Source organism: Homoserinimonas flava, from assembly GCF_054969005.1.
The window spans coordinates 499,789-515,141 of sequence record NZ_JBUEQS010000003.1; the positions used below are offsets into that span (position 1 = coordinate 499,789).

17 protein-coding genes are annotated in these 15,353 nt (G+C 67.0%); 10 read left to right on the forward strand and 7 right to left on the reverse strand.

Going from position 1 to position 15,353, the window contains the following annotated elements; translation table 11 throughout:
- The first annotated feature begins 5 nt into the window (after nt 1–5).
- From ACY48M_RS11280 to ACY48M_RS11290, 3 genes are all read left to right on the forward strand, one after another.
- The gene (locus ACY48M_RS11280) at nt 6–419 is read left to right on the forward strand and encodes a phage holin family protein (RefSeq protein WP_462820376.1); all 414 of its coding nucleotides are present in this window, start codon (nt 6–8) and stop codon (nt 417–419) included.
- 65 nt (nt 420–484) lie between these two features.
- Nucleotides 485–757 carry a DUF3618 domain-containing protein gene (locus ACY48M_RS11285; protein WP_462820377.1) on the forward strand — a complete coding sequence of 91 codons (273 nt, stop codon included), beginning with the start codon at nt 485–487 and terminating at the stop codon, nt 755–757.
- 162 nt (nt 758–919) lie between these two features.
- Nucleotides 920–1,699 (forward strand): uroporphyrinogen-III synthase, encoded by a 780-nt coding sequence (locus tag ACY48M_RS11290; protein ID WP_462820378.1) that lies wholly within the window; start codon nt 920–922, stop codon nt 1,697–1,699.
- 46 nt (nt 1,700–1,745) lie between these two features.
- On the opposite strand, the gene acuI is transcribed toward ACY48M_RS11290, so the two are convergent.
- The 3 genes from acuI to ACY48M_RS11305 are packed head-to-tail and all read right to left on the reverse strand — an operon-like array spanning nt 1,746 to nt 4,229.
- Complete coding sequence (acuI, locus tag ACY48M_RS11295) at nt 1,746–2,732, reverse strand: acrylyl-CoA reductase (NADPH) (protein WP_462820379.1); 987 nt, start codon at nt 2,730–2,732, stop codon at nt 1,746–1,748.
- Between the two features lie 26 nt (nt 2,733–2,758).
- Nucleotides 2,759–3,169 carry an aspartate 1-decarboxylase gene (gene panD, locus ACY48M_RS11300; protein ID WP_462820380.1) on the reverse strand — a complete coding sequence of 137 codons (411 nt, stop codon included), beginning with the start codon at nt 3,167–3,169 and terminating at the stop codon, nt 2,759–2,761.
- 34 nt (nt 3,170–3,203) lie between these two features.
- Nucleotides 3,204–4,229 carry a 6-phosphofructokinase gene (locus ACY48M_RS11305; protein ID WP_462820381.1) on the reverse strand — a complete coding sequence of 342 codons (1,026 nt, stop codon included), beginning with the start codon at nt 4,227–4,229 and terminating at the stop codon, nt 3,204–3,206.
- A 161-nt stretch (nt 4,230–4,390) separates the two neighbouring features.
- On the opposite strand from ACY48M_RS11305, the gene ACY48M_RS11310 reads away from it, so the two are divergent.
- The gene (locus ACY48M_RS11310) at nt 4,391–4,897 is read left to right on the forward strand and encodes a hypothetical protein (RefSeq protein ID WP_462820382.1); all 507 of its coding nucleotides are present in this window, start codon (nt 4,391–4,393) and stop codon (nt 4,895–4,897) included.
- A 16-nt stretch (nt 4,898–4,913) separates the two neighbouring features.
- On the opposite strand, the gene trhO is transcribed toward ACY48M_RS11310, so the two are convergent.
- Complete coding sequence (trhO, locus tag ACY48M_RS11315; protein ID WP_462820383.1) at nt 4,914–5,789, reverse strand: oxygen-dependent tRNA uridine(34) hydroxylase TrhO; 876 nt, start codon at nt 5,787–5,789, stop codon at nt 4,914–4,916.
- A 78-nt stretch (nt 5,790–5,867) separates the two neighbouring features.
- On the opposite strand from trhO, the gene ACY48M_RS11320 reads away from it, so the two are divergent.
- On the forward strand, nt 5,868–6,419 hold the full coding sequence (locus ACY48M_RS11320; RefSeq protein WP_462820384.1) for a thioesterase family protein: 552 nt from the start codon (nt 5,868–5,870) through the stop codon (nt 6,417–6,419).
- Nucleotides 6,420–6,422: 3 nt separating this feature from the next.
- On the opposite strand, the gene ACY48M_RS11325 is transcribed toward ACY48M_RS11320, so the two are convergent.
- The gene (locus ACY48M_RS11325; protein WP_462820385.1) at nt 6,423–6,629 is read right to left on the reverse strand and encodes a hypothetical protein; all 207 of its coding nucleotides are present in this window, start codon (nt 6,627–6,629) and stop codon (nt 6,423–6,425) included.
- Between the two features lie 146 nt (nt 6,630–6,775).
- Between ACY48M_RS11325 and ACY48M_RS11330 the strand changes: the two genes are divergently transcribed.
- Complete coding sequence (locus tag ACY48M_RS11330) at nt 6,776–10,114, forward strand: proline dehydrogenase family protein (protein ID WP_462820386.1); 3,339 nt, start codon at nt 6,776–6,778, stop codon at nt 10,112–10,114.
- A gap of 41 nt (nt 10,115–10,155) precedes the next feature.
- Here the strand turns inward: ACY48M_RS11330 and ACY48M_RS11335 are convergent, their stop codons facing one another.
- Nucleotides 10,156–11,190: an isopenicillin N synthase family dioxygenase gene (locus ACY48M_RS11335; protein WP_462820387.1), complete on the reverse strand. Its 1,035-nt coding sequence runs from the start codon at nt 11,188–11,190 to the stop codon at nt 10,156–10,158.
- Between the two features lie 142 nt (nt 11,191–11,332).
- Between ACY48M_RS11335 and ACY48M_RS11340 the strand changes: the two genes are divergently transcribed.
- Nucleotides 11,333–11,677, forward strand: coding sequence for an ArsR/SmtB family transcription factor (locus ACY48M_RS11340; RefSeq protein WP_462820388.1), 345 nt, complete (start codon nt 11,333–11,335; stop codon nt 11,675–11,677).
- Nucleotides 11,678–11,712: 35 nt separating this feature from the next.
- Here ACY48M_RS11340 and ACY48M_RS11345 read toward each other — a convergent pair whose 3' ends face one another.
- A complete protein-coding gene (locus ACY48M_RS11345) occupies nt 11,713–12,150 on the reverse strand; it encodes an Lrp/AsnC family transcriptional regulator (RefSeq protein WP_462820389.1) in 438 nt (145 codons plus the stop codon).
- Between the two features lie 102 nt (nt 12,151–12,252).
- On the opposite strand from ACY48M_RS11345, the gene ddaH reads away from it, so the two are divergent.
- The 3 genes from ddaH to ACY48M_RS11360 are packed head-to-tail and all read left to right on the forward strand — an operon-like array spanning nt 12,253 to nt 15,338.
- On the forward strand, nt 12,253–13,110 hold the full coding sequence (gene ddaH, locus ACY48M_RS11350; protein ID WP_462820390.1) for a dimethylargininase: 858 nt from the start codon (nt 12,253–12,255) through the stop codon (nt 13,108–13,110).
- The gene (gene rocD / locus ACY48M_RS11355; RefSeq protein ID WP_462820391.1) at nt 13,107–14,366 is read left to right on the forward strand and encodes an ornithine--oxo-acid transaminase; all 1,260 of its coding nucleotides are present in this window, start codon (nt 13,107–13,109) and stop codon (nt 14,364–14,366) included. Before ddaH ends, rocD begins: the two co-directional genes overlap by 4 nt.
- A gap of 9 nt (nt 14,367–14,375) precedes the next feature.
- Nucleotides 14,376–15,338, forward strand: a complete 963-nt coding sequence (locus ACY48M_RS11360) for a 1-phosphofructokinase family hexose kinase (protein WP_462820392.1) — start codon at nt 14,376–14,378, stop codon at nt 15,336–15,338.
- The last annotated feature ends 15 nt before the right edge of the window (nt 15,339–15,353 follow it).

Below are 15,353 nucleotides of genomic sequence, written 5' to 3' on the forward strand. Positions count from 1 at the left end.
ACTTCATGACGGATCACACGACTCCACCCCGCGCTCGACGACGCTCGCTCTTGGAGCTCATCGCCGACGTGCCGCGGCTGGTCTCCGAGTTGGTGACCGCCGAGATCGAGCAGCTCAAGGCCGAGATGACGGCCAAGCTCAAAGCACTCGGCATCGGTGCCGGCCTCTTGGCCGGTGCCGCCGTCGTGCTGCTCTTCATGATCGGCGTGCTGCTGACCGCTGCCATCCTTGCGCTTGCGCTAGTGATGCCAGGGTGGGCCGCCGCCCTCATCGTCGCGGGGGTGCTGCTCATCATTGCGGCGCTGCTGGCGTGGATCGGCTATGCCAAGCTGAAGTCCGGCATCCCACCGATTCCAGAAGACACCATCGAGAGCGTCAAGCACGATCTCGATACGGTCCGTGGCACCCGACGCCACTGAGTTCAACACGCACGACCCCGCAGTGCATCTGACAGCGACACCTGAACCCCCACAGGAGGAGAACCATGAGCGACTCGACACCCCTGAACGGCTCCGGATCAAGTTTCCCGGGAGCAGACACTGACGCTGGCAAGGCCGTCGCGGCCGCCCGCGAGTCCCTCGGCAACACCCTCGACGCGATCGAGGACAAGTTCAACGTTAAGCAACGTTCGAGCGAACTCGCCGAGCGCGCAAAGCGCTCATACGATGAAAACCCTGTGCCGTGGATCGTTGGCGCGACCGCAGCGGTCATCGCCATCGGCGGTCTCGTCGCGTGGGCGATCTTCAGCGACGACTGATTCCGTGGCCGGCACGGCCTCTGTGACCGGCAGCGGCCAGTTCGACTTCAGCGCCAGACCCGCGGTGCGTGGCACCGCGGGTCTGCCGCGTTGCCAGATCGATACCTTGAATGCTGCCTCGGCGGTTTGTGCGCACACGGCTTTGAGCGACAGGATGAGAGCATGACCCCCGATCGCCGAGCAAAACCCCTCACGGGCTGGCGTGTTCTCGTGCCGCGCGGCGGTGCCTACGGCGAAAATGTGGCGGCGACCCTCCGCTCCTATGGTGCGACCGCGGTGGTCGCTCCCATGATCAACTTCTCGATGCCAGAAGACCCGGTGCCGCTCGATCAAGCCCTTGATCGGCTCGAGGCCGGCCACTACGACTGGCTGGTCGTGAGCAGCGCGACCACGGTCGATGTGCTCAACATCCGCGGGGTGCAGGTGCCGCAATCGACCCGCATCGCGTGTGTTGGCGAAACGACGGCCGCGGCGCTGTCACTCGCCGGCTACGAGGTCGACTTCGTGCCAAGCCCCGACAACTCGCCTCGCGGCTTGCTCAGTTCCTGGCCGCACGACGCGCGCACGGGGCGCGTGCTTGCCCCGCAGGGCGAATCCAACGAAGCAGATAGTCTCGCCGGTCTCAGTGACCTCGGCCTCGAGGTAGATCTCGTCACCGCGCACCGAGTCGTCGGAGTGCCCGTCACCGAGCGCGTGGCGACGGATGTTGCATCCGGTCGCATCAGCGCAATCCTCATCAGTTCGGGCATCGTGGCACGCAAAGTGATGGAGCAACTGGGACCGCTGCCAGAATCCACTGTCGTCGCCTGCATCGGCCCTAGGACGGCGTTTGACGCCCGAGCTGTCGGCCTCACGGTGCACGTGATTTCGGAGGATCGATCGGCCGAGTCGCTCGTTGAGGCGCTCGCCGACTTCGCGCACCATCACGGCACCAACGACTGACGCAGGCTCTTGCTGCTGACAAGGACGTGCTCGGGCGCAGACGTGCTCAGGCGCGGACGTCGACCACCGTGCGACCGCGGACCTCGCCATTGAGGATGCGGGCGGCCACAGTCGTCGCCTCGGTGAGGGTGCTGTCGGTCGTGAGCAACTCGAGCAAGTCGAGGTCGAGGTCGGTGACGAGCCTCTCCCACGCTTCTTCGCGCAGGGCCGTCGGTGCGAACACGGAGTTGATGCCCGCGAGTGTCACGCCGCGCAAGATGAACGGCATGACGGTCGCGGGCAGTTCGGCTGACTGTGCGAGCCCGCACGCCGCAACCGTGCCGCCGTAGTTCGTCTGCGCGACCACATTGGCGAGCGTCGGGCCGCCGGCTGAGTCGATCGCCGCCGACCACCGCTGGCTCTGGAGTGGCTTGCCCGGCTCGCTGATGGTTGCGCGGTCGATAACGTCGCTCACCCCGAGCGCGCGAAGGTAGTCGGATTCGTCGAGGCGCCCCGTCGAGGCGGTGATCCGGTGGCCGAGCTTCGAGAGCAGTGCGATCGCGATCGAGCCGACGCCGCCAGAGGCACCTGTAACGAGCACCTCGCCATCCCTGTCGTCGAGCGCGCCGGCGCGCTCGAGCGCGAGCACCGCGAGCATGGCGGTGAAGCCGGCGGTGCCGACGGCGGCGGCCTGTCGAGGGCTCAGCGCCGACGGCACGGCCACAAGCCACTCCGATTTCACGCGAGCGCGTTCGGCGAGGCCCCCGTGATGCGTCTCACCGATGCCCCAGCCCGTGAGCAGCACCCGGTCGCCAGCAGACCATCGGCTGCCGGCATCCGCCGTCGCTACCGTGCCGACGAGATCGATGCCGGGGATGAGGGGGTAGTCGCGGATGACCCCGGGTTTGCCCATGATCGCGAGGCCGTCTTTGAAGTTGATGCTCGAGTATTCGACGTCGATCGTGACGTCGCCCGGCATGAGGTCGTCGTCGCCGAGCTCGCGCAGCGCCGTTGTGATCTCGCCGTCGTTCTTCTCAACCCTGAGTGCGCGCATCGCACCAGACTACGGAACCCGCCTGATCAGAGGGCGAGTGGTGGCCGCACGCCGCTCGTGCCGATGGCATCGGCGGCATCCGTGCCAAGGTGCACAATGCGGTTCGCGGCATCGACATGCACGATCGATGGTGTGAAGTCGCGCGCCTCCTCGGGCGTCATCGCGGCATACGCGATGAGAATGACGACATCACCGGGGTGCACGAGGTGCGCGGCGGCACCATTGATGCCGAGCACGCCGCTGCCCGGTTCGCCGGCGATCGTGTAGGTCTCGAGCCGGGCGCCGTTCGTGACATCAACGATCGAGACGAGCTCGCCGGGAAGAATGCCGGATGCCTCGAGCAGGTCGCTATCGACCGTGACCGAACCGACGTAGTGGAGATCGGCCTGGGTGACGGTAGCGCGGTGGATCTTCGCTTTGAGCATGGTGAGCAGCATGGCGCGACAAGATTACCCCACCGGTGTCGGGCGATCAGCCGAAGAGCACTGACGCCTCGTCGTAGCGCTCCTGCGGCACGGTCTTGAGCTTGCCGAGGGCATCGTCGAACGGCACTGTGACGATCTCGGTGCCGCGGAGGGCGACCATGCAGCCCCAGTCTTTTGCGATCGCGAGGTCGAGCACTGCCATGCCGAGTCGCGTGGCGAGGACTCGGTCATACGAGGTGGGGGTGCCACCACGCTGGATGTGGCCGAGGGTTGTCGCCCGCGTCTCGATGCCGGTTGCCGCTTCGATCTCGGGGGCAAGATTCTCGCCGATGCCACCGAGGCGTGGGCGGCCGAAGGCGTCAAGCCCTCGCTCGGAGTGCGGGTCGCTCATTCCGTCGAGCACGAAGCCTTCGGCGACGACGACGAGGGGGGAGCGACCGCGGTCGTGGGCGCTCGTGACCCATTCGGCGATCTGCTCGATTGTCGTGCGCTGTTCTGGGATGAGGATGGCGTGGGCACCTGCGGCCATGCCGGAGTGAAGGGCGATCCACCCGACGTGGCGACCCATGACCTCGGCGATCATGCAGCGACCGTGCGCATCGCCTGTCGTGCGGAGCCGGTCCATGGCGTCGGTTGCGATCTGCACCGCGGTGTCGAAACCGAAGGTGTAGTCCGTGGCCGAGATGTCATTGTCGATCGTCTTCGGCACCCCGACAATGGGGAGGCCCTCATCGGTCAGACGCTTCGCCGCAGCGAGCGTGCCCTCACCGCCGATCGCGATCAGGCTATCGATGCCGTTGTCGTCGAGGATCTGGCGAATCCGATCTGGCCCACCATTGCCCTCGAACGGGTTTGTGCGAGACGTGCCGAGAATCGTGCCTCCCTGCTTGGCAATCCCCTTCACCTCGTGTCGGCCAAGAGGAACGATGTCGGACTCGACAAGTCCCTTCCACCCGTTGCGAAAGCCCACGAACTCTTGTCCGTGGACTTTTTCGCCCTTGAGGACGGCCCCGCGGATGACGGCGTTGAGTCCGGGGGCATCGCCGCCGCTGGTGAGGATTCCGATGCGCATAGACCCATCTTGGTCGCATCTCGGGGGTGATGTGAACCGTGTCCCCCGAAAATGAGGGTGGCGCACGAAAGCGTCGCACGATACGCTCGGCGCCACCGAGAGATCTTACGCATTCGTTGCAACATGGGGGAGCAATGGACAAGAAGAATTCCAGCGCCGGAATGGACACGCAGACTACCGAGGCACCCGAGGCCCCGGTCGTTGATGAGCAGAACGAAGACGAGCACATGCCCGAAACGCCAGAGCATTTCGAGAGTGAATCGGCAGCGACGCCGGCCGAAAGCCAGCCTGCTCCAGAGAGCTCACCGAACGCCGAGGTCGTCTTTGATGACGAACTCCCCGAAAAAGATCCCGGCAAGGTGCTCAGCATCGTCACGTTCGTCTTGAGCGCACTGACCATTGTGCTCGGGTTCATCGTGCCCGCGGTCGGCGTCGGCATTGGCGTGGTCGGCATGGTGGTCGGGTTCATTGCCTATCGGCGTTCTCGTGCCGTTGGGTTCGGCGGCGCGGTGGGCCTCACGGCGACCATTGTGGCGTTCGCGGCAACCGCGCTCATCGTGTTGCAGTTGCTGCTCACCGCGACCGGACTTGGCCCTCTCGGAGCCTGCGAGGGACGCGAAGCTGGCGTGCACACGCTCGACGACGGCACGCGCATCAGCTGCCAGTAGCAGCACTCGTGTCGCGTCAGGCGACCTTCATCGGATGCGCCTCACATGCTGCGGCCGCAGCATGCTCCTCGCAGACGACCAGCTGGACGCGGCAGGAGGCATCGTGGCAGTTCTCCATGCGACTCGAGCCGGTGCCGCAGATGCCGCAGCGCCCGACGATCGCCGAAGCATCCGAGAATTGCACGGCCTTTCGCTGGTCGAAGACGTAGAGGGAGCCCTCCCACAGGCCCGTGTCGCCGAACTCTTCTCCGTAGCGCACGATGCCACCGTCGAGCTGGTAGACCTCATTGAAGCCTCGATGCCGCATGAGGCTTGACAGCACTTCGCAGCGGATGCCGCCGGTGCAGTAGGTCACCACCGGCCGGTCTTTGAGGTGGTCGTAGCGGCCGCTGTCGAGCTCGGCGACGAAGTCCCGTGTGGTCGCAACGGCGGGCACGACGGCACCCGAGAAGCGGCCGATCTCGGCCTCGAAGGCGTTTCGTCCGTCGAACAGGGTCACCTCGCGTGAGGCGACGAGCTCGTTGAGTTCTGCAGGGCTGAGGCGGGTGCCACCGTCGACAACCCCGTGCTCGTCGACCTGCAGCTCGCCCGGTGCACCGAAGCTGACGATCTCGTCGCGCACGCGCACACTGAGCCTTGGAAAGTCGGCACCCGTGCCATCGCTCCATTTGAAGTCGATGTGCTTGAACGGGGCGTACTCGCGCGTCTTGCGCACGTAGCGCTTCACATCGTCGAGCTCGCCGCCCACGGTGCCGTTGATGCCGTGCTCCGACAGCAGGATGCGGCCGGTGATGCCGAGCGATTCGCAGAGGTCGCGCTGCCAAAGACGGATCGCCTCGGGGTCGGCGAGGGGAGTGAAGCAGTAGTAGAGCAGGATCTTCGGCACAGACACCGCACCACTCTAGGCGGCTGTTGTTGGATGTATACAGCGGACTCGTCGCCGCCTGTGACGCGTGGCTAGCCTGACGGGGTGAATCTTCTCTGGCGCACGATGCTCCACTTCGTGCTCTCCTCCCGCCGCCCCAAAGCCGACGTGTTCGACGTCGTGCGTCTCGCCTTTCGTGTGCTGCCGACCGATCTCGACATCTACCGGCACATGAACAACGGCCGCTATCTCTCAATCGCCGATGTCGGGCGATTCGACATGCTCCGGCGCACGGGAATCTGGGAGGTACTGCGCAAGCACGGGTGGTACCCGGTCGTGCAGTCATCGACCATTACGCACCGCACCTCGTTGCTGCCATGGCAGCGCTTCATCATCGAGACGCGGGTCGTGGGCTTCGACGAGAAGGCCGTCTATCTGGAGCAGCGCTTTGTTGTGGGTGAGCAGATAGCGGCACGACTCGTGCTCAAGGGTCGCTTTCTCAAGCGCAGCGGCGGCACCGTGCCGCTCGGGGAGCTGTCGGCCGCACTCGGCATCGACGTTTCGAGTCACACCCCACCGGCGTGGGTGCACCGCTGGGCCGACGATGTCGCCCTGCCCACGACGAGGCAGCCAGCGCCGAGCGTCTGGAACGACTGAAGGTTATTCTTCGGCGGCGTCTGACTCGAGGTCGGGGTCTGGCATCGCGCCCGGCTGTTCGGGATTTCCGCCGCTCGGAATCAGCTCGTCATCCCTCACTTCGCTGTCTTCGGCGGCGAACAGCTCGTCGGCAGCCTTGTTGGATTCCGCGGCGACGCTGGCGTCCCACGCCGCAGCGCCGCCCTGGTTCGCAAACGGATCGAAGGTCATACCCCAGAGTTAACCAGCCGCTCGGCCGCACGTAAAGCCGCGGCATCCCTCGCCCAGCACGCACTCAGGAACTTTGGCCGCGCTCCGATGCCCTCGAGGCGACGGCAACCGCCGCTTCACAGGGTGTCGGCGGTACCCTTCTGCCCATGCAGTCTGCGTCGCAGTCCCCCGCTCGCGCGTCCGACATCATCGACCCAGCCGCCACCACCGTGCGACGCTGGGTCGACGAAAGCGCGGACGCCACGGCCGACCCCGCGGGGCGGAAGCTCTCCGAGATCGTCGCAGACCCGGCCGGCCTCGGTGTCATGATCGCCTTCGTCGATGGTGTCGTGCGGCCAGAAGACCTCAGGGTGGCTGCCCGAAACTTCGAGCGGATGTCGCGAGACCTTCCATCGACGCTGCCGCTCCTGCTGCGCGTGCTCATCCAGCTTGGTGGCGGGTTCGCCGTGCTGCTGCCGTGGCCGATCGTGCCGCTGGCGAGGGCGGTCTTCAAGCGCTCCATCGCGCACCTCGTGCTCGACACCGAGGCGAGAGGGTTCGACGCGAGCCTTGCGTCCCTGCGGCAGCGCGGCATACGCCCGGTGGTCGTGCCATTCGCGTCTGCCGCCCTCGGCTCTGACGAGGCAGACCGGGGGCTCGCGACCGTCATGGACCTGCTCGGCCGGGACGGTGTCGATGCCATCTCGATGCGGCTCGCTGCCGTCGCGCCGCCGCCACACCCGTGGGCACACGATGAGAGTGTCACCCGCATCATCGAGCGGCTTGTGCCGCTTTACGAGTTCGCGGCAGCCTCGACCTCGGCGAAGCTCATCACCATCGATACCGAAGACCCCAGACAGCTCGACCTCACCCTGGATGTGTTCGTTGGTCTGCTGAGCAGGCCGGGGCTCGAAGGCTATGAGGGGGGCGTGACGCTGCCAGCGCCGTCGCCCGAGACGTTCAGCGCCCTGCAGCGGCTCACCACGTGGGCGATCGAACGACGGGCGCGCGGCGGTGCCGGCATCCGGCTGCGTCTCGCCGATGTCGAGGCCGACGCGGCGCTCGTGCACCTGCTCGATTGGGGGCTCATGCCGAGCCACACCGACGCTGTGCGACTCATCATCGGGGGCGACGATCTGGTCACCGCCGCATTCGCCTGGCACTTCGCGGATGCACGCGGGGTCGCCGGCAGGCTGGAGATCGAGCGGATGCTCGGTATCGCAGCGGGCCACACCGAGGCCATCGCCCGCAGCGTCAGTGGCGTGGTGCTTTCGACCCCCGTCATCGTGGGCGATCGAATCTCGTCGGCGGTCGGCCCGCTCGTGCAACGCCTTCACCGACTCTCAGGCGAGGCCGGCGTCGCGAAGGTCGACGATGCGCTCGATCGCTTGCGCGCTGCCGTGGCGGCCCTTGACGCGGCTCCCGCGCTCATCGCTACCCCGGAAGCAGCTGACGAGCCGCCGTCTGCCATCCCCCCTCACCTCGATGGCGCGCGCACCGATGTTTCGCACGCTGAGGGCCGCCAGTGGGCACGTCAGGTGCTCGCGCGGGCCAGGAGTTCTGAGGTCGCCGCTGCCGCGCTCGATGAGGCCGTCGTGCGTGACGTGCCGGCGCTTGACACCCTCATCGAGCGGGCCGGGCTCGCCGGCGACGCCTGGGCGGCCCGGAGTGCGGAGGAGCGGGCGACGGTTGTCGGGGAGTTCGCCGATGTGCTGGAAGCCCTGCATGGACGCATCGTCGAGGTGCTGGTGAGTGAGATCGGTGCGACCTTCGCCGAGGCGGATGCTGAAGCGGTGCGCGCGGTCGCGCTCGCGAAGCGCGCCGCCACGCGGGGCAGCGAACTTGCCACAGTCGACCACGCGGAGTTCATTGCGGCAACGACCGTGCTCATCGCCCCTGGATGGTCTTCGCCCATCGCCGACACGGTCGAGGCTGTCTCGATCGCCATCGTCGCCGGCAGCGCGGTCATCGTGCAGCCAGTGCATCAGGCCCGCCGCGCCGCTGCGCTCGTGATCGAAGCGCTGCGGGAGGCCGACGTGCCCGAAGGCCTCGCGACACTGATCGTTCCAGAAGACGCAGCCGTTGCGCGCGCGGTCGTCGCCCACCAAGACGTTGACCGGGTGCTTTTCGCCGGCGACCGAGACACCGCCATGCTCCTGCGGTCGTGGCGGCCCGACCGGCCACCGCTCGGTGACCTCTCCGGCATGGCATCCGTCATTGTCACCGAGAGCGCAGACCTCGAGCAGGCCGCGGGCGACATCGCGCAGAGCGCGTTTGTGCACGGCGGTCAGCACCCGCAGGGCACACGACTTGTCATCCTTGTCGGCGCGGCCGGGCAGTCCGAAGCGTTCCGCCGCCGACTCGCCGATGCCGTGCGGGCGACGCATCCGGCCCCGACGCTCGAGGCCTCGTCGCGCATCGGTCCGCTCATCGCGACACCGCCAGAACGCGTGCGCCGCCTGCTCGCCAATCTTGAGGCCGAAGAGACCTGGCTCGTGCAGCCGGAGGCGATGGATGATCGGCTCACGCTGTGGCGACCGGGCGTGCGCGATGGCGTGGCCGCAGCATCCGCCATCCAGCGCACGGCGGCGGCACCCGTCATCGCCCTCACGACCGTGCCGGATCTTGGCACCGCGATCGACCTGCAGAATGCTGCCCGCGGCGAGGCCGTCGCCATCCACACCCTCGACCTCGACGAGCTCGCGCTCTGGCTCGACTCCGCGGATGCCGGCGCGCTCCACGTGAACCGGCCGACCGTCGGCACTGCCGGCGACGCACTGCCGTCTGGCGGATGGCGCGGCGCCGGCCAACTCAGGGGAGGGCGCGATCGCATCCTCGAGCTCGGCGACTGGGCCCCCGTCTTCGCCGAAGCGGAGCAGTCGGTGCGCATGGACGGCATTGGTGATCAGACGCGCAGGCTCATCGAGGCCGCCCAGCCGTCAATGCAGTTTCTCGAGTTCGACCTCGTGCGGGCCGGTGCCGTGAGTGATGAACTCGCCTGGGTCACCCACTACCGCGACGCGGTCGAACTCCAGGGCCCGCCGAGCGAGCGGAGCGTGGTGCGCTACCTCGCCACACCAACGACCATCCGGCTCTCCACCGGGGTCTCGAGCGCTCAGCTGGTGCGCGTGCTCGCCGCGGCAACGAGGGCGGGCGCACCGGTGCACGTCAGCTCGGCTACGCCGATCCCCGACGGACTGGTGCAGCTCTTCGGGTCACCGCTCTCACCCCTGCGGGTCGGGAGCGTGCTCGTCGAATCAGAGGCGCGTTGGCACGCCCGGGTGCAGTCGGGGGCGGTGAACACGCCGCACGTCAGACTCATCGGCGGCGATGCAGGGGTGCTCTCGACCGTGTTCGCACAGCAACCGGATGTCGCGCTCTTCGCCACGCCCGTCACCACGGCCGGGCGGCTCGAGCTGCTCCCGTTTGTGCGAGCGCAGGTCGTGAGCATGGCCGCAACCCGCTACGGCATGCCAGACCCGATGATCGGGGAGATCGAGTTCTGAGCCGGTGAGGGCGTGCGCGGCTCAGAGCGGGTGTGTGCGGCTCAGTGCGCGTGCGCTGGTGCCGGCGACTTCGCGAGCTCTGGGTGGTGGATGGCCGCGACATCCGGATGCGCGCGGAGCCGGCTCTTGAGCGCGTTCTCACCGTAGGTGGAGAAAAGCGGTTCGCCGTGCGCGTCGGCCGAGACACCGCCCGCTTCGGCGGCGAGCTCGGGCGGCAGGGGGATCGTCGGGATGGTCGCGTCGAGTGCCGGCGCGTAGAAGTACGGCACGGAGATGCGGTCCTGGCCGGGGCCGGGCGAGATTACGCGGTGCACGGTGGCGCGGAGGTAACCTCCGGTTGCCACTTCGAGCAGTTCGCCGATGTTGACGACGAAGGTGTAGGGGAGGGGTGGCGCGTCGATCCACTCGCCGTCTTTCTCCACCTGCAGGCCGCCCTTGCCCTCTTCGACGTAGAGCAGGGTGAGCACGCCGAAGTCTTTGTGGGCACCGACACCCTGCTGGGGGGTGGGGTCATCTTTGCCGGGGTAGCGCACGATTTTGATGAGGGTTGACGGGTCGTGGGCGAATGCCGCGTCGAAGGTGTCGGGGTCGGCGCCGAGCGATTCGGCCCACGCTCGCATGAGGGTGATGGCGACCTTGTTCATGTTCGCCTCCCACTCCGAGACGACGTCGCGGAGGCCGGGGAGGGCGCTCGGCCACTGGTTGGGGCCCTCGAGGGTCCAGTAGGGGGCGACGCCGTCGGCCTTCTCGACGGCGGCGCGCTCTGGCCCGATGTCGATCTGTTCACGCCAGTCGACCTTGCCCTGCGTGAGTTCGCCGCCAACCCGCGTGTAGCCGCGGAAGTGTCGGCTCTTGACGTTTTCGATCTCGAGTTTGTCGGCATCCGGCAGCTCGAAGAACTTGCGCGCCGTGTCGATGACCCCGTCGAAGAGGGAGGTGGGGATGCCGTGGCCCGTGAGGTAGAAGAAGCCGTACTCGTGGGTGGCTTCGCGGAGGTCGCGACGGAAGGCTGCGGCCTCGGTGTCGCCCTGCTGCAGGCGCGAGAGGTCGAGGATGGGGAGCGTTGCCGTTGTCATTCTCCAGTTCTAGCAAGAGGGAGCCGCCGAGCGCGCCTCGATCGGTGACAGCATTTCGGCGGTATCTCGGTGATAACCTCGCTATTCATAAACTTCTTGTTCTAAAACGTTTAGGTAATGAAGTTGTAGGAGGTCTGTCGCCATGGCCGAAAACCCCGATCTCGATGCTGTCTTCGCGGCGCTCGCCGACCCTACCCGCCGCGCGATTCTCGGTCTCCTCCGCGACGACGACGCGACCGTCGGGCAGCTCTCCGATCACTTTCCCATCAGCCAGCCGGCGGTATCGCGGCACCTCGGCGTGCTCGCCGCGGCGGGGCTGATCACCCGTAGGCCGGCAGGCACCGCGACCGTGAGCAGCCTCCACGCTGACCCCCTCGAGCACGCCGCGCGCTGGTTGCTCGAATACGGGGAGTTCTGGGATCGACGCTACGAACCGGTCGAGCCGCTTCTCAAGACCTTCACGACCGACGACGGCTGGATCATCTGACTCGATCGCCCAGCCGGCAGCGACGGGTCGGTGCCTCAGTCGCGCGCCTTCTCGATGAGCTTTGAGAGCACGATCGAACTGCGGGTGTGGTCGACGTTCGTGGCGTCGCGCACGCGTTCGATCGCGCTCTCCAAGCTCTGGATGTCTCGGCTGCGCATGTGCAGGATTGCATCGGCGCTGCCACTCACGGTGCCCGCGCCGACGACATCGGGGATGTCGGCGAGCATGCGACGCAGCTCGTCGGGCGCAACCGTGCCCCGGCAAAAGATCTCGACATACGCCTCGGTGCCGAGCCCCTCGACGGCGGGGTCGACATGGATAGTGAACCCACGGATGACGCCATCGGCGACGAGTCGATCGACCCGGCGCTTCACGGCTGACGCGGAAAGCCCGATCTGATCACCGATATCGCCGTAGCCGGCCCTGGCGTTCTTGCGAAGGTGGCGCAGGATTCCGTGATCGAGATTGTCCATACGCGCACTCTACGCGTCGATGTTGCATCAGAGCGAGTATTTGCGCAGAATTCGTGCGCAAGTTCGCGAAACGTTGCCAGCATCCGCTGTGACACTGGAGTTATGACCCTCACCGAACCGCTCACCGCCGCCCCTGAGCGCCGCGCCTCCGCCCGCACGGTGCTCATGTGCCGGCCAGACCAGTTCACCGTGAGCTATCGCATCAACCCGTGGATGCACCCGGAAGACCCCACCGACACGTCGCTCGCCGTGCGCCAGTGGGAGACACTGTACGCGACCTACATCGGTCTCGGTTTTGATGTGCAGCTCATCGACTCGATCCCCGGACTGCCCGACATGGTCTACGCCGCGAACGGCGGCTTCGTGCTTGACGGCATCGCCTACGGGGCGAAGTTCACGCACCCCGAGCGCCAACCAGAAGGCCCCGCCTACATGGAGTGGTTCGGCGCGGCCGGCTACGACGTGCACAGCCCCGAGCACGTCAACGAGGGCGAAGGGGACTTCTTGCTCGTCGGCGATGTCATCCTGGCCGGCTCCGGCTTCCGCAGCACGACCGCCAGCCAGCGTGAGCTCGCCGCCGCGGTCGGCCGCGACGTCATCGGGCTGGAGCTGGTAAACCCGAGCTTCTACCACCTCGACACGGCGCTCGCCGTAATCGACCCAGACCCCGCACCAGGGGTCGAGCCGACCATCGCCTATCTCCCCTCAGCGTTCAGCGAGGCGAGCCGTGCGATCCTTCGCGAGCGCTACCCCAACGCCATCATCGCGACCGAGGAGGATGCGGCCGTGCTCGGTCTCAACTCCTTCAGTGACGGCCGCAACGTGGTCATCGCCGCGCGAGCCCTCGACTTCGGCCGCCAATTGCGCGAACGTGGCTACACGCCCATCGGCGTTGACCTGTCCGAGCTGCTGCTCGGCGGCGGCGGCGTGAAATGCTGCACCCTGGAGCTGAGACGATGACGACGAACACGACAGCGCATTCGAACACCGCTTCCCGGTCGACCACCGCGATCGAAGCCGAGGCCACGCACTCGCCGCACAACTACCATCCGCTTCCCGTCGTTGTCACCTCTGGCGACGGTGCCTGGGTGACGGATGTCGATGGTCGCCGCTACCTGGACTGTCTCGCCGCCTACTCGGCCGTGAACTTCGGGCACTCGAACGAGAGGCTCGTGGCGGCTGCCAAAGCCCAGCTCGATCGCATCACCCTGACGAGCCGGGCCTTTCACAACGACCAGCTCGGTGTCTTCGTCACTGAGCTCGCGGCGCTCGCCGGCAAGGACATGGTCTTGCCCATGAACACGGGGGCCGAGGCCGTCGAGTCCGGCATCAAAGTGGCGAGGGCGTGGGGGTACCGCGTCAAGGGTGTCGCGGCCGACCGCGCGAACATCATCGTCATGGCCGGCAACTTTCACGGCCGCACAACGACGATCGTGAGCTTTAGCGACGACGAGGATGCTCGAGCCGACTTCGGGCCGTTCACGCCGGGATTCCGCACGGTCGCCTACGGTGACGTCGAGGCCATTGCGGCCGCGATCGACGAGAACACCGTCGCGGTGCTCGTTGAACCAATCCAGGGCGAGGCCGGCGTGCTTGTGCCACCGGCCGGGTTCCTGCCGGCGTTGCGTGCGCTCTGCACGCGAGAGAACGTGCTCTTCATCGCCGACGAGATCCAGTCGGGCCTCGGCCGCACCGGCGCGACCTTCGCGTGCGACCTCGACGGCGTTGTGCCCGACCTGTACCTGCTCGGCAAGGCGCTCGGCGGCGGCATCGTGCCCGTGTCTGCCGTCGTGGGCAACGAAGACGTTCTCGGCGTGTTGCAGCCGGGCCAGCACGGTTCGACGTTTGGCGGAAACCCGCTTGCGGCGGCGGTCGGCACCGAAGTGGTGCGGATGCTCGCTGACGGTGAGCCGCAGCGACGTGCACAGTACCTCGGGGTGCGCCTCCACGCGAGGCTCGACGCGCTCCTCGGTCGGGGCGTCGTAGCGGTGCGCGGTGCCGGCCTCTGGGCGGGCGTCGACATCGACCCCGAGCTGGCGACGGGTCGCCGCGTCTGCGAACTCCTCATGCATCGAGGCGTGCTTGCGAAGGACACGCACGGTTCGACCGTGCGGCTCGCACCACCAATTGTGATCGATGAGGCCGACCTCGACTGGGCTGTCGACCAGCTCGAAATCGTGCTGGCGGAGCTATTGGAGCGACACCCGGCAGCGTAGGCTCGCCGCATGACGGATGCTAGCCCTCGGGACCGACACATCCTGACCCTCACTATGAACCCGGCCATCGATGTGAGCACATCGACGGCCAAAGTTGAGCCCGAACATAAGCTGCGCTGCGGTGCTACCAGGCTCGACCCTGGTGGTGGCGGCGTCAACGTTGCCAGGGTGGCGCGGCGTCTCGGGGGTCATGTCGACGCCGTAGTCGCGCTCGGCGGCCCGACCGGCCAGGCCTACCGGCATCTGCTCGAAGACGAGGGAATCGTGGCGCGAGTCATCCCGATCGCCGAAAGCACGCGTGAGAGCTTCACGGTCGATGAGACCGAGTCGGGCAAACAGTTCCGCTTCGTGCTTGAGGGCCCGAGTCTCAGCGACCGCGAGTGGCATTCCTGCCTGGATGCTCTCGCCGAGCGCATCCAACCCGGCGGATTCGTGGTGGGCAGCGGGAGCCTCCCGCGTGGGGTGCCGGGGGACTTCTATGCCCTCGTTGCCGATCTCGCGGCGGAGCGCGGTGCCAAGTGCATCGTCGACACATCAGAGCCGTGGCTCGCCGCCGCCCTTGAGGCAGGGGTGTTCCTCGTGAAGCCGAGTCGTCGTGAGCTCTCGACCTACCTCGGTCGGCCACTTGAGACAACGGCCCAGCAGGTGGCTGCCGCGAAAGAGCTCGTCGAGCGTGGGGCAGCAGAGTATGTCGCCCTCACGCTCGGCGGTGACGGTGCCGTGCTCGCAGGCCCCGAGGGGGTCATGACCCTGCCGGTGCCGCGGGTGCAGGTGCAGAGCACGGTGGGCGCGGGAGATTCGTTTCTCGGAGCGTTTGTCACCAGGCTGGCGCAGCGCCGGAGCATCCGTGAGGCGTTTATCGGCGGCGTCGCGGCAGGGTCGGCGACCGCGATGACCCCCGCGACTGAGCTGTGTCGTCGCCCCGATGTTGAGCGATTCGAGACCGAATTGGCCGGGGTGCTCGACTCCTAACGCACGCGGATGGGA

Bases quoted from the DNA above. Each gene is read 5' to 3' on its own strand.
- panD (WP_462820380.1), bottom strand. From the start codon at position 3,169: ATGCTGCTCACCATGCTCAAAGCGAAGATCCACCGCGCTACCGTCACC.
- ACY48M_RS11305 (WP_462820381.1), bottom strand. From the start codon at position 4,229: ATGCGCATCGGAATCCTCACCAGCGGCGGCGATGCCCCCGGACTCAAC.
- ACY48M_RS11325 (WP_462820385.1), bottom strand. From the start codon at position 6,629: ATGACCTTCGATCCGTTTGCGAACCAGGGCGGCGCTGCGGCGTGGGAC.
- ACY48M_RS11340 (WP_462820388.1), top strand. From the start codon at position 11,333: ATGGCCGAAAACCCCGATCTCGATGCTGTCTTCGCGGCGCTCGCCGAC.
- ACY48M_RS11280 (WP_462820376.1), top strand. From the start codon at position 6: ATGACGGATCACACGACTCCACCCCGCGCTCGACGACGCTCGCTCTTG.
- ACY48M_RS11330 (WP_462820386.1), top strand. From the start codon at position 6,776: ATGCAGTCTGCGTCGCAGTCCCCCGCTCGCGCGTCCGACATCATCGAC.
- ACY48M_RS11310 (WP_462820382.1), top strand. From the start codon at position 4,391: ATGGACACGCAGACTACCGAGGCACCCGAGGCCCCGGTCGTTGATGAG.
- rocD (WP_462820391.1), top strand. From the start codon at position 13,107: ATGACGACGAACACGACAGCGCATTCGAACACCGCTTCCCGGTCGACC.
- ACY48M_RS11360 (WP_462820392.1), top strand. From the start codon at position 14,376: ATGACGGATGCTAGCCCTCGGGACCGACACATCCTGACCCTCACTATG.
- ACY48M_RS11285 (WP_462820377.1), top strand. From the start codon at position 485: ATGAGCGACTCGACACCCCTGAACGGCTCCGGATCAAGTTTCCCGGGA.
- ACY48M_RS11290 (WP_462820378.1), top strand. From the start codon at position 920: ATGACCCCCGATCGCCGAGCAAAACCCCTCACGGGCTGGCGTGTTCTC.
- acuI (WP_462820379.1), bottom strand. From the start codon at position 2,732: ATGCGCGCACTCAGGGTTGAGAAGAACGACGGCGAGATCACAACGGCG.
- ddaH (WP_462820390.1), top strand. From the start codon at position 12,253: ATGACCCTCACCGAACCGCTCACCGCCGCCCCTGAGCGCCGCGCCTCC.
- ACY48M_RS11345 (WP_462820389.1), bottom strand. From the start codon at position 12,150: ATGGACAATCTCGATCACGGAATCCTGCGCCACCTTCGCAAGAACGCC.
- ACY48M_RS11335 (WP_462820387.1), bottom strand. From the start codon at position 11,190: ATGACAACGGCAACGCTCCCCATCCTCGACCTCTCGCGCCTGCAGCAG.